At 40.1% G+C, this 13203-nt stretch carries 9 protein-coding genes; 7 read left to right on the plus strand and 2 right to left on the minus strand.

Going from position 1 to position 13203, the window contains the following annotated elements:
* Positions 1-199: 199 nt before the first annotated feature.
* Together QNI22_RS34795 and QNI22_RS34800 are read left to right on the plus strand one after the other, a co-directional pair.
* Positions 200-1243, plus strand: a complete 1044-nt coding sequence (locus tag QNI22_RS34795) for a proline iminopeptidase-family hydrolase (protein ID WP_314518478.1) — start codon at positions 200-202, stop codon at positions 1241-1243.
* Positions 1244-1343: 100 nt separating this feature from the next.
* Positions 1344-1694, plus strand: a complete 351-nt coding sequence (locus QNI22_RS34800) for a glycosyl-4,4'-diaponeurosporenoate acyltransferase CrtO family protein (RefSeq protein WP_314518480.1) — start codon at positions 1344-1346, stop codon at positions 1692-1694.
* 415 nt (positions 1695-2109) lie between these two features.
* Here the strand turns inward: QNI22_RS34800 and QNI22_RS34805 are convergent, their stop codons facing one another.
* Together QNI22_RS34805 and QNI22_RS34810 are read right to left on the minus strand one after the other, a co-directional pair.
* The gene (locus QNI22_RS34805) at positions 2110-4059 is read right to left on the minus strand and encodes a sigma 54-interacting transcriptional regulator (RefSeq protein ID WP_314518482.1); all 1950 of its coding nucleotides are present in this window, start codon (positions 4057-4059) and stop codon (positions 2110-2112) included.
* On the minus strand, positions 4056-6389 hold the full coding sequence (locus tag QNI22_RS34810; protein WP_314518485.1) for a tetratricopeptide repeat-containing sensor histidine kinase: 2334 nt from the start codon (positions 6387-6389) through the stop codon (positions 4056-4058). Before QNI22_RS34810 ends, QNI22_RS34805 begins: the two co-directional genes overlap by 4 nt.
* 499 nt (positions 6390-6888) lie before the next feature.
* Here QNI22_RS34810 and QNI22_RS34815 point away from each other — a divergent pair, with 499 nt between their 5' ends.
* The 5 genes from QNI22_RS34815 (at position 6889) to QNI22_RS34835 (ending at position 13154) form a co-directional block, all read left to right on the plus strand.
* A complete protein-coding gene (locus tag QNI22_RS34815) occupies positions 6889-7662 on the plus strand; it encodes an alpha/beta fold hydrolase (RefSeq protein WP_314518487.1) in 774 nt (257 codons plus the stop codon).
* Between the two features lie 92 nt (positions 7663-7754).
* Positions 7755-8774, plus strand: a complete 1020-nt coding sequence (locus QNI22_RS34820) for an alpha/beta fold hydrolase (RefSeq protein WP_314518490.1) — start codon at positions 7755-7757, stop codon at positions 8772-8774.
* A gap of 24 nt (positions 8775-8798) precedes the next feature.
* The gene (locus tag QNI22_RS34825; protein WP_314518493.1) at positions 8799-10562 is read left to right on the plus strand and encodes an amidohydrolase; all 1764 of its coding nucleotides are present in this window, start codon (positions 8799-8801) and stop codon (positions 10560-10562) included.
* 106 nt (positions 10563-10668) lie between these two features.
* Positions 10669-11679, plus strand: a complete 1011-nt coding sequence (locus QNI22_RS34830; RefSeq protein WP_314518494.1) for an MBL fold metallo-hydrolase — start codon at positions 10669-10671, stop codon at positions 11677-11679.
* Positions 11680-11753: 74 nt separating this feature from the next.
* Positions 11754-13154 carry an alginate export family protein gene (locus QNI22_RS34835; RefSeq protein ID WP_314518496.1) on the plus strand — a complete coding sequence of 467 codons (1401 nt, stop codon included), beginning with the start codon at positions 11754-11756 and terminating at the stop codon, positions 13152-13154.
* Positions 13155-13203 lie beyond the last annotated feature (49 nt).

Here is a 13203-nt window from a genome sequence, read left to right on the forward strand (position 1 = left end):
TTCTTTGCCACCTATTTTCAAACTACTATTCTTATATGATTTTGTTGAGTAATACCAGAAAGTGTAGTGAATAGGAAGTATAACGATAGAAGAATTTATAAAAAACCTTTGTGTTTTCTCAAATAAGTACGATAAATTAAGGTTTTTCACAAGCTCTCACTTCGTAAAGCGGTAAACTTATACACCTACTTTCAAGATAATGAAATCTTTCTGTTTGATTTTGACTTTACAGATTTTCTGTCTGTTCGTAAAAGCTCAGCCACCTAAAGACAGTACTTACTATGCCAAAATTTCCTCACCAGATGTTAACATGATTTCTGTGTACAAAGGGAAATACAAAGTATTTACCCAGAAAGTCGGAACAGGAAGTATCAAACTGCTTTTACTACATGGCGGTCCGGGACAATCTCATGAGTACTTTGAGAACTTTCCTGAAAACCTGAAAAATCAGAACGTTACGATCTATTATTATGACCAGTTAGGATCGTATTATTCAGACAATCCAGATGATTCGACAGTATGGAATGTGAACCGGTTTGTGGAGGAAATAGAAGAAGTACGAAAAGGATTGAAACTGGATAAGTTTTACTTGCTGGGCCATTCCTGGGGAGGAATGCTTGCAGAATTGTATGCTGCAAAATATGGACAACATTTAAAAGGAGTTATTTTATCTAATGTACCAGGATTTTTTTCAAAAGATCTCTCTACATTAAACTCGATAATCGACAGTGTTGACCAGACTGTTCGATACCGAACTACATTACTACCCAAATTTTCTGCAAACAAACCTCAGATAGACTCCATCAGTAAAGGACTTGCACTGTCTGACCAAACAATGTCTCTCAAACTCACTGAGCAATTCAACAAAGCCAATGATAGTATTTTTGGAAGAACAATGTATTACCATAAAGCAGGCAAAATGCCAGAGCCTTTGCGAAGAAGTATGAGACATGCTGAAAATAAGGGTATGGACACCTATCATTTTAATCCCTTTGGTGCAAATTATAAGCAAGCCCTTGAAAAAAATAAAGTACCAACTTTTCTTCTGGGAGGCCAAAATGACTTTTTACATCCTGAATATTATGATAGCCTGAAAAAGGTAATGAAAAATACGAAGGTAAAAGTATATATATGTCCAAATGGAGCACACTTTCCGATGTGGGATGATACAGACAACTATTTCAGGGAGTTAAACCATTTCCTGAAGGATGTAGAGACAGGTTCGTTTATTCCAAAGAGTTGATTTTTTTTAACAGTTTTTTCCTATCCAATAACAAAACCACTATAAAACTTCCCTGTAGTTACGCGTTGTGGTATATAGTACAACCCCAATAAATTTATCAATGCAAAGAGTGTTAATTTTAACTTTATATAAGTCTTTTGGGGTAAATTTTTTCAGAAAATTATTGCGTTGGGTTGGCTGGGAAAAACTAAATAAAAAATCTAATCCAATAGAAAAAAATACTAAAACTTTGATGCAACTGCATTACCGAACCAAACAATCTGAATTAGGACATAGCATTATTTTTGGTATAGTTCTGGGGTTCACTATTTTCGTAGCAGTCAAATTTGGAGTTTTCAAACCTGTATGGTTGTTCATACTCAATATCTTACTAAATCTATATCCTATTTTGCTCCAACGATACAATCGACCACGAATAGAAAGAGCTATCGTTTTAAGTAAACGTAATTAAAGATGCTTACTCTACATCTGTCTGACAGTATGACTTCAGTTTTAAAGTTCACTTCTCCAGGTAAAATTTAATATATCCAACTAAATCAGAGGGACTTGTTTAGGTATGAATGCTAGTTCAAATAAGCATGGAAACGATGGAAAAAGAGCCAATGTCAGACACACCATCCTTATACCGTCAATGGGTGTGCTTTGCCTCAGGATTTATCTGGGCACTCACTGTGCAGGAGGATTTTATATATTAGATAGCATTAGAACTTTGGAAAAATAGAATTAGATATTGATCATATGAAAGCTATATTGAAGAAGCCAAATACCACTAATCCTTCTATAATAGGAGGACTAACAGAAAAGGAATCCGAAGGATTCAATGTGGAATTTAGTCACTTCGCGAGCTACAAGCATGCAAGATGAATCTATTTATAATCAACGTATTCTTTTTTAATACTCAGTTTTTTCATTTTGGACTGCAGCGTGGTAGGTGGAATATTCAGCAATTCCGCAGCACCACCAGATCCCCATATACGGCCATTGCATTTTTTTAACACTGTTATAATATGATCTCTTTCATTTTCATCGATAGTCTTTATACGAAGTTCTTCATTGGGTAAAGCCTTTTCTGTTTGTTGGGGTGAATGAAATTCTACTTCCTCAATCAGGGGGCCTTTTGTTAGAAGCACACTTCGTTCGATCAGGTGCTCCAACTCCCGCACATTACCTGGCCAATGGTAAGTCATCAGAGTAGCCAAAACTTTATCGGTTACGCCACTAATCTTTCTTCCCGTTTTTCGGTTATAGTGTTTGATAAAATACGTAGTAAGTACTGGAATGTCTTCTTTACGCTCCCGTAAAGGCGGAAGGATAATCGGAAAGACATGAAGGCGATAATACAAATCCAATCGGAAACGACCCTGTGCGACTTCCTTTTCCAGATTGCGGTTAGTTGCTGCAATAATGCGGACATTGATTTTTATGGGTGAACGGCCTCCAATGCGTTCTATTTCTTTTTCCTGTAATACCCGCAATAGTTTCACCTGTAGTTCTAATGGCATCTCACCGATTTCATCCAAAAAGATAGTTCCTCCAGATGCTTGCTCAAATTTGCCAATTCGTTTTTCAATAGCTCCTGTAAAAGCTCCTTTTTCATGACCAAACAATTCGGATTCAATCAGGGTAGCAGGTAAGGCCGCACAATTTACCTTAACAAGCGGCTTGTCCTTTCTGGGAGAAAGTGTATGGATACAATCGGCAATTCTCTCTTTGCCAGTACCACTCTCTCCCAATATCAGGACTGATGTATCTGCAGGGGCGACAAGTGTAATATGATCAAATACTTTTAACAACAGATGACTCCTGCCTGCAATTCCTTCAAATATATCTGTATCAGTCTGTGTTTCCCCAGGTAATGGAGTGTGTACGGATTCTGGTAATACCTTTATTTCAGTTTTTAGTCTGCTTTCGATTACAGAAGAAAGTAGTGGTTGCAAACAGTTAAAAAGTACGATATGTTCAGCCTTATATGCATCCGGACGTCGGCTATAAAAGAAGAAGTAAAATTGATCTCCATTGGATAAAGACACCGGAAGCACACAATGAGAACGCATCTGGAATGTATCCATAATAAGTGTTCGGATTGAAGGCACTTCGCATAGGTTTGTAAATTGTTCTTCTGTATAGCAGTGTGCGACTGGTTCCAGATGGGTTTTAGCCTGCAATGCATCCAGTTCATGCTTTTTCAGATTGGTTATAATCATTAGTTCCCTGACTCCCACAATCTGGTATTCATCAAATCCAATTCGCAGAAATCCAGTATCCTGATAAGAAAGGGAGTTGTGAGCCAGAGGTATGCTTTGTGTTGCCATGTATTCAAAAGGAATAAAGGGTTGCAACACCTGACCTGCTTTCATTAAGGCTTCCTCCCAGCTATTTTTTTCATCAAATAATGGAATAAGCTGTTTCTGTAACTGAATTTCCCGACGCAGGCTAGCTTCATGGCTGAATTGATGACGGTAAAGGGCGATCTCCAATGTAATCAATACATCTTTTTCCCGAAAGGGTTTAACTAAAAAGCCATCAGGCTGAGTGGTTTTTGCTTCAGAGAGTATATTCTGATTAAAGTTAGCAGACAGGTAAACAAACGCAATATTTAGTTCTCTTAATTGTTTTGCCAAGTCAATTCCTGTCAGAGTACCTTTCAGAAAAATATCCAGCAGCACTACATCTGGTTTTTCTTCTGCAATGAGTTCAAGTGCTCTGGCTACCGAACGGGCTATACCTGTAACCCGATAATTCGCTTTTTCGAGCATTAAACGGATGTCATTGGCTTCAACAAACTGATCTTCAACTATAAGTATGGTTTCGTTCATATAATGGTTTCTGAAGGAAGGTCTGTGTTAATAAGAATATCACTGGCAAGGATAGGATTGAGTCTATTGATCTTTTGGTAGACAAAGTCAACGAGAACAGTGGTACCATGATTACTTTCTATACAAACTTTGCCATCTATATCTTCACTTAGTCCACGGATCAGGCTTACTCCAAGAGAATCTGTTGTATTGCTGTCAAAGTTGGCAGGTAATCCAACGCCATTATCCATCACAGCCAAAATATACTGATTGCCATGGGTTTGTTTGAATGAAATGGTAATCAATCCTTCTCTAGTTCCAGGAAATGCATACTTAATCGAATTGGTAATAACCTCGTTTAAAATTAATCCCAGTGGTACAGCATAGGAAACATCCAGTCTAATGGGGTCAATCTGTATGTCAAACCGGATTCGTTGCCCTGTAGAGAAGATGTCTCGTAAATATTCAACCAGTTCCTGAATGTAAACGGGCATATCAATTGCCGCCACACTTTCAGACTGATAGAGTTTTTGATGGATCAGAGAGATTGCCTGTACCCGATGCTGGCTACTGCGGATAGCCAGCATCGCGGCCTCATTGTTAATATAGGCAGACTGAGAATTTAACAGGCTCATCACAATCTGAAGGTTATTTTTTACCCGGTGATGAATCTCTTTCAGCAGCCATTCTTTTTCTGTGACCAGACGCTGAAGTGACAGATTTTTGTCATTAATCTCTTTCTGCTGGGCTTCCAGCTTTTTACTATTTCGCTGTTTGGTCAGATAACGATTATACAACAAACCGATAATAATGAGCAGCAGAATCACTCCTCCCAAAGTGATATTTCGTAATAGTTTAGCTTGTTTTAGCTGGTTTTCCTTCAGAAGGCTTTGTTTGGTCAATAATAGAATGTTTTGTTGTTGCAATTTAATATTCTGATCTTTTTTTTCAGTTTCATACTGAATTTGCAACTGAGCAATCTGTTTGGTCTTTGCTTCAGTTAAAAGAGAATCCGTAAATGCTTTGTATTGCTGATAGTCTAAAATCGCAGCTGCATAGTTTCCCTGTGCGGAGTCAATCTTAAAGTGTAATAAATAGTTTTTGGATAAAGCAGGGAGTGATGCAAGCCTTTTAGCCAATGCTTTATGTGCCAGCCGGTATTTTTCAGCTAGCTGATACTGCTGGGTAGCTAAATAAAAAATAGTCAGCATGTGATACGCATACTGTTCTGTTTCGACACTTATCTGATTGAATTTACCAGATAGGCTATGTAACTCATGGCAATAATAGCGCGCTTGCTTATAGTGTTTTAACCGTAGGTAAATATCTATAAAATTACCAAGGGCAATGATTCGTCTGGTAATATCGTCAATAGGATATTTTTTGATAATGTCCTGTTGGTAAGCAAGGGCTTCTTCAAGCCTATTAAGGTATATCAGTGTGCGAACAATGTTGGCCGCTAGCATGTGAATTGTAACAAAATCATGGTATTGCCGGGCAATCGCAATTGATTTTTTATAGTATTGGTTGGCCTGTTCAAATTCTCTTAGTTCATAGTAAGTTAATCCGAGTCGGTTATAAATAGTGGCCAGTTGCATAGAGGAACCATCCAGTCGTTCCGATGTTTCAACAGCAAGCAAGCCATACCGGATGGCTTCCTTGTAATCTCCCAGTGAAGCACAAACATTTCCTAACAGGTCATAAATACCCTGGAGTACCGGATAGCCAATAGATTGATAAAGTTTCAGTGATTGTCTGAGGGTAAGCAATGCTTTTGAATTCTCTCCTTTAATCTGGTATAAGTCCCCAAGCTCTTTTAGTCCATTGGCTTGTTTAAGTTTATTGCCTGCCTGAGTAAAAGCCTCTAGCCCTAGTTGGCTCAATCGTATTCTTTCTGCTATATCTATTTCTGAAACTGTGTAATAGCCACCTAGTTCAAAGTAGGCCTCACCCAGATCTGCCAGGTTATTATTATCCTTCAGAATTTGAATGGCTTTGTAGACTAGTGGTTTTCCCTTTTCAGGTTTTCCCTGTTTGCAATAGATCATCGCCAACATCCGATACGTATTTCCCTGTCCTTTGGGATATTTCAGTGCAATACTCAGCGCCTCTGCCTGTTGAAGCATTGAGATCACACTATCCAGTCGGGATGAGGCGACATTCGGATTGAAGAAATAGTAGGCGCCTATATCGTATAGCAGCTGGACACGATTGGTATCTGCTTTACTTTTTTTGAAGGCAGATACTAGTTCTGGGTACGATCTGCTGTGTTCTATCTGAGCATCAGTAGGTAAGACCACGCAAAGCAAAAGGCCACATAACAAAAGGCCAATTCTAATCAGCAGTTTCATGGGTTTTCATTTTTTATTTTTAGTTCATAAAACAGGCCATTTCATTGCAGGAGGTCCCCTGAAAACACAATTATGCTAGCTGAACAGATATAAGTTCCTGTATATGAGAACTTATATAGTTTGAATTGGGCCTTAAAAGTTTACATACACCCACAATCCATCAGTTCTCCCATCGAATATACAACTTATCCACCACTATATTTCGTTGTGCGGCTCGTTGTACAACGAAATATAGTGGTAGTAACAATCTACAATCACTTACAAATATCTGATATACAGATATTTACCTACATGGCATCCTTTTTGGCATCTGCAGCCTACAAAGTAACTAACATAATCTGATAGGATCCCTTGTTTTTCTAGCCGGTTATTGCCAGGAGAGACAAAAGACTATTTCTGACTGCACGGCTGAAAACTGTATTGCGTGTAGCAGACCTATCCGGTTAGATTTTTTTGAGCCTACTAGTACACAAAACCCACAATCCTAAACAGTAACAATATGAAAACTATCGTCTTTATCACAGGTGCATTTGTCAGTAATAGTAGTTGGGATACGTGGAAGAAATATTTTGAAAGCAATGGATTTGCCACTATGGCCCCTGCCTGGCCTCATAAAGATGCTCCGGCAGAAGTGCTGCGAAACCGGCATCCGGATGCAGAAATAGCTTCTAACCGCCTGGCAGAGCTGACCAATTATTATGCTGACCTGGTCAGTCAATTGCCAGAAAAACCTATCCTGATTGGCCACTCTATCGGAGGTCTGTTGGTTCAACTCCTGCTGCAACGTGGCTTGGGATCTATGGGCATTGCCATTCATTCGGTTCCTCCTCAGGGCGTATTTACCTTTAAGTTTTCCTTTTTAAAGGCAGGTTGGGGAGCACTGGGTTTCTTTACACCAACGAAGGAAACGTATATGATGTCATTCAGTGAATGGCAGTATGGGTTTACCAATGGCATGTCAATAGAAGAACAAAAAGAATCCTATTATGCATTTGCCATTCCTGAGTCAAAACTAATTGTACGCGATACCATTACAGCAGCAGCTAAAGTAGATTTCGATCGACCCCACGCACCTCTGCTGCTCATTTCTGGCAGTACAGACCATACCATTCCGGCATCTCTCAACTATTCAAATTATCGGAAATACAAAAACAGTCCATCTATCACCGATTACAAAGAATTTGAAGGACGTAACCATTTTGTATTAGGCCAGCCTACCTGGCAGGAAAATGCCAACTATATACTGAACTGGATCAACAAGATCAGTCAATAAGCAGGTCTTGCACATAGACAAGGTCGATTCCATGATTCTGCTCTTAAAACCATACCTATTACCCATTTATTAACTTCCTAACCAACGTAACAATGAATACTATTCACCCCCTTTATGCCTTTACCAGAACAACTAGACTGGTTATACGCACTATGTTTGTTTTACTAATAGCTGCTATGACTTCCTGTACGAGTCCACAGGAAAAGAAAGAAACAGATTCAGATACAACTTCAGTTATAGTTCAGACTACTGAAGCTATTGAGCCTGCGTCTCCTCCGGCTAATTTTAAACACCAGACAGCTCATGTAAACGGAGTAAATATTCACTATGTAATCGGAGGTCAGGGCGAACCTCTAGTATTAGTACATGGATTTGGGCAAAACTGGTATATGTGGAACCGTCTATTGCCAGAGCTTTCCAAGCATTTTACCGTGATTGTTCCTGACCTGAGAGGAGTTGGAGAATCTGATAAGCCGGCTGAAGGATACGATAAAAAGACTATGGCAACAGATATTCATGAGTTAGTAAAAACGCTGGGTTACAAAAGCATAAACCTTGCCGGTCATGATATTGGGTTGATGGTAGCCTATGCGTATGCCGTACAGTATGGCCCGGAAGTGAAAAAAGTAGCTTTAATGGATGCCTTGCTTCCTGGTATTGAACCTGTATGGAAGCAGATTTCTACAACGGTATGGCACTTCGGCTTTTTTGCAAGACCTATTGCCGGTGATCTGGTTGCCGGACACGAAAGAGAATTCCTGGTCGATTTCTGGCCTCAGGTTGGATATGTAAAGAATCCATTCACCAAGGAAGAAGTCGATGAGTTTGTCCGGGCTTATGCCACAAAGGGATCTACTACAGGAAGTTTTCACTGGTTTGGGTCTTTCCCACAGGATGTAGAGGATAACCATGCATTTATGAAGAAGAAACTGCAAATGCCTTTACTTGCTATGGGTGGTGAACATTTTAGTGCGCCCTTCCTTGCAGATCATTCCCGACTAGTAGCCACAAACGTAACAGAAACAAAGATCATGGGTGCAGGGCACTGGCTTGTACAAGAACAAACTGAACAGGTACAAAAAGGATTACTGGATTTTTTCCTGAATAAATAAACGGGTCTTAAACAGAATCTGATTATGTATCGATTATTCCTTTTACCGTTTCTGTTTGCTACGCTCTTAGGTGTTGCTCAGAACAAGGCAGATCTGATTATCTACAATGGCAAAATAGCGACAATGGTCAAGCCTGATGAATTCCATCAGGCAGTTGCCATCAAAGATGGTATTATCCAGGATGTAGGTAGCTCTCAGAAAATGCTTTCCCTTTATAAAAGTGCTAAGACCGTTTTGATTGATGCCAAAGGCAAAACAGTAGTTCCGGGCTTAAATGATAGCCATATCCATATTATTCGGGAAGGATTGCACTTTAACAGTGAGCTCCGGTGGGATGGTGTAAAAACATTAAAGAGAGCCATGGAAATGCTGAAAGAACAGGCCGCCCGAACTCCTCCGGGTGTATGGATCAAAGTGATTGGTGGCTGGAATGAATTTCAGTTTGCAGAGAAGCGTCAGCCTACTATTGAGGAAATTAATGAAGCCGTTCCTGACAAACCCGTTTTTATTACCTATTTATATGGCAAAGCGTTTCTAAACAAAAAAGGCATCCAGGCATTGGGTTACACCAAAGATACCCATTATGAGGGTAGTCTCATCGAACTGGATAGTCATGGAGAGCCAACCGGCATCATGTATGCCAAAGAGACTCCTAAAGCTATTTATACTACACTGGCCTTGACAACCCGGCTTTCGGAAGATGAACGCCTAAACAGCACACTACAGTTTTATCGGGAATTGAATCGTTTTGGGTTAACCAGCGCCGTTGATGCCGCAGGAGGAGGACAAAACTTTCCGGATGACTATGGGGTAGCACTCACACTAGCCAGACAGGGAAAACTTACCTTACGAACATCGTACTACTTATTTGCTCAGCAAAAAGGCAAAGAGTTACAAGACTATGAAAAATGGGTAGTATCTACTCATCCCCGAAAAAATGACCATATGCTTCTTGCTCATGGATTTTCTCCTGAAGGAGCAGGAGAAAATATGGTAGCTACAGCAGCCGATTTTGAAAATTTCCTTGAGCCCCGAATTGTACTGTCTGATGAGATGGAAGGCGATTTAGAGCCTATAATCCGGTTGCTTGTAAAAAATCGCTGGCCGTTTCGCCTGCATGCTACCTATGCCGAATCCATTGAACGAATGCTGGCTGTATTTGAAAAGGTCGATAGGGAAATTCCTTTTAATGGATTACGCTGGTGTTTTGATCATGCCGAAACCATTACAGAACCACAGCTGGCACGCGTAAAAAAGCTGGGAGGAGGTGTTGCTGTTCAGTTCCGCATGTATTTTCAGGGAGAACTCTATGAAAAGATGTATGGAAAGCCAGCAACTCAGATTCCCCCAATTAAGAAGATGCTTGCTATGGGAATTCCTGTAGGAATGGGCACAGACGCCCCAAGAATCTCTACCTATAATCCATGGATGGCCTTGCACTGGCTCATTAGTGGCAAAACAATTGGGGATATGCAGTTCTGGCCTAAAGAACAGGTGCTGGATCGTTTCACAGCCTTATCACTCTATACATCAGGTAGTGCATGGTTTTCTGGAGAGGAAAAGGATAAAGGAAAAATTGTCAAAGGTATGTATGGAGATGTTGCCATTTTATCTGATGACTATTTCTCTATTAGTGTAGAAACCGTCAGGCAAATCGAATCGATACTAACCATCGTCAATGGCAATATTGTGTATGCATCAGGTGAATACAAACAATATTGCCCTGTATTACCTGCAGTAATCCCGGAATGGTCTCCTGTCAGGCACTTTGGAGGCTACCAGAAGTAGCCTTGAGGCTACTTCTTTTTCAGTACATGTTGCAATACGATAGAAATCTGATTAGGTCAGGCTGCATCTGCAATTCATAAAACAACTACCTCTACCCCTTTATGCCATGAAACAGTTATATCATTTTTTTATAATAATAGCCTTTCTCCTATTCTTTCTGTCTGATCTGGCAGTGGCTCAGTTTCCCTTACCCCCTCAGGTTCCCATCTGGGATGCGAATACAGTAGAATTAACGCTCCACAAAATTACAATCGATGTATATGCTATTCTACCCAAAACAGCAGAAGCCGAAACCACCAAAGGTATCCCCCAAGCCACAACAGGCGGATTTGTGATTGGTGAAAAAGGTGTTTTACTGATTGAAACCATGCTTACCAAACGCTTATTTGATCAGCAGATGAAACTTGTGCGATCTGTAACAAATAAGCCTATTCTATATGCAGTAAACACGAGTGATCATGGAGATCATTGTTTTACCAATTACTTATTGCCTGCTTCAGCTACAATTATCCAGAATGAGTTTGCAAAAGAAAACCTGGCCAAAAACTATGAGAATATAAAACAGTTTATGGTCAGGTTATTTGGCAAAAATCGAGGTATCGAAGAATCTGTATACAGGCCTGCTGACCTTACCATTGCTAAAAACACTACACTTACTCTGGATCTGGGTGGTGGAAAAATAGTGAAATTTATCAATGGTGGTACCGCGCAATCTCCGGCGGATCTATTTGTCTGGATGCCATCGTCTAAGGTTTTTTGGGCAGGTAACCCTTTTATTGGAGAAAGTCCAACTATTCCGTGGTTGTTTGACGGATACTTTCTTGAACCCGCTGATAATCTAAAAAAGATCTATGACTTTCTACCGGAAGACGCTATTGTAGTACCCGGACATGGACGAATTACCAATAAGACTGGAATAAAATATACCCTGGACTATGTCACATCGCTAAAAACTACTATTGAGGATGCCGTTAGTAAAGGATTGACACTGGAACAGACCGGGCAGTCGGTAAAGATGAGTGAATACAATAAAGGATATGTCCTTTTTGACTGGCTGCATTTCAATTTTAACCTTCCGAATGCTTACAAAGATATTCAAAGGGTTAAAAGTAAATAGACCTTCTTTTAAAAAGATCGGATCAGGTTTTAGTAGTCTTTCTCCCATTATCCCCTATCCAAACGCCTCAGTCAATGATACATATTACAACACTATTACTAAAGGGTATACTCCTTTTAGGATTGGCAACTCTGTTGATAATCCCTTGCTTTTCGCAAATTACACCATCATTTAAGTCGCTTCGGTATGAAGAAGACTATGCCTACTTAAAGATGGATAGTAGTCGGAACTGGTACAAAAAAACGAAATACCTTTCTCTATCACCCACTGGAAATACCTATCTTTCCTTTGGAGGAGATATACGCTATCAGTACTTCTGGTTTAAAAATGAAGATTGGGGAGACACCCCACAGGACAAAGATGGCTATATTCTCACTCGGTATCTTGCACATGCGGACTTCCGGGCTGGCAAAAATTTCAGGGCTTTTGTACAATTGCAAAGTAGCCTGGCTAACGGTAAGGAAGCCGAGCCCTCGCCGGTAGAGAACAGTCCGCTAAACCTTCATCAGGCCTTTATTGATATCACACTGCCATTGAATAATACAGACCACCTTACCACCAGAATTGGTCGTCAGGAGTTGCTATACGGATCTCAACGGCTGGTATCAGTCAGAGAAGGTCCTAATAACCGCCAATCCTTTGATGCGGCCAGACTACTGTATAAAGGGACTGACTGGAAAGCAGATTTCTTTTATTCTCATTCTGTTCGTGCCCAGCAACAGATATTTGCAGACGGATTTACAAAACATACCCGATTTTGGGGTGCATATGCTGTTGTTAATCATATTCCGTTTTTACAAAACGCAGACATATATTATTTCGGTCTTCATAAACAACAAGCTGCTTTTGATGATGGCGAGGGACGGGAACTTCGTCATTCTATTGGTACACGGCTATGGAATAGTACGAATAACTTTCGATATGATCTGGAAGGCGTATATCAGTTTGGTAGCTTTGGTACCAAAGATATTCATGCCTGGACGCTTTCTGCTAATACCGGATACAAATTTTCTCAGACAAAACTTCAACCTGAGATAGGGCTGAAAGCAGAATTGATCAGTGGGAATGCCAGCTATACAGATAATACCCTGCAAACGTTTAATCCGTTGTTTCCAAGAGGTGCTTATTTTGGGCTGGCAGCTTTAATCGGACCTGCCAATCTGATAGATATCCATCCATCTTTAGATCTCGATCTGACCCCCAAACTTATTTTTGGCGTTGATTATGATGTCTTCTGGCGATATAGTCAACATGATGGAATTTATGCACCCAATGTATCTCTTATCTATTCCGGAAAGGATATCAGTGACAAATTTATTGGGCAACAGTTTATTACAGATCTGGTCTATACACCTAACAACTTTCTGTATTTCAGGGGTGAGCTTACCTGGTTTGCAGCAGGTGATTTTTTAAAAGCAGCAGGCACAGGAAAAGATATTTTGTTTAGTGCTGCTACCATTCAGCTAAAATTCTAATGGTAGCAGATGAAAGCTTCCTGAAGAAAAATACAGCCTATTTGTTTCT

Source organism: Xanthocytophaga agilis, from assembly GCF_030068605.1.
Lineage (GTDB): Bacteria > Bacteroidota > Bacteroidia > Cytophagales > 172606-1 > Xanthocytophaga > Xanthocytophaga agilis.

Bases quoted from the DNA above. Each gene is read 5' to 3' on its own strand.
- QNI22_RS34795 (WP_314518478.1), top strand. From the start codon at position 200: ATGAAATCTTTCTGTTTGATTTTGACTTTACAGATTTTCTGTCTGTTC.
- QNI22_RS34800 (WP_314518480.1), top strand. From the start codon at position 1,344: ATGCAAAGAGTGTTAATTTTAACTTTATATAAGTCTTTTGGGGTAAAT.
- QNI22_RS34805 (WP_314518482.1), bottom strand. From the start codon at position 4,059: ATGAACGAAACCATACTTATAGTTGAAGATCAGTTTGTTGAAGCCAAT.
- QNI22_RS34810 (WP_314518485.1), bottom strand. From the start codon at position 6,389: ATGAAACTGCTGATTAGAATTGGCCTTTTGTTATGTGGCCTTTTGCTT.
- QNI22_RS34815 (WP_314518487.1), top strand. From the start codon at position 6,889: ATGAAAACTATCGTCTTTATCACAGGTGCATTTGTCAGTAATAGTAGT.
- QNI22_RS34820 (WP_314518490.1), top strand. From the start codon at position 7,755: ATGAATACTATTCACCCCCTTTATGCCTTTACCAGAACAACTAGACTG.
- QNI22_RS34825 (WP_314518493.1), top strand. From the start codon at position 8,799: ATGTATCGATTATTCCTTTTACCGTTTCTGTTTGCTACGCTCTTAGGT.
- QNI22_RS34830 (WP_314518494.1), top strand. From the start codon at position 10,669: ATGAAACAGTTATATCATTTTTTTATAATAATAGCCTTTCTCCTATTC.
- QNI22_RS34835 (WP_314518496.1), top strand. From the start codon at position 11,754: ATGATACATATTACAACACTATTACTAAAGGGTATACTCCTTTTAGGA.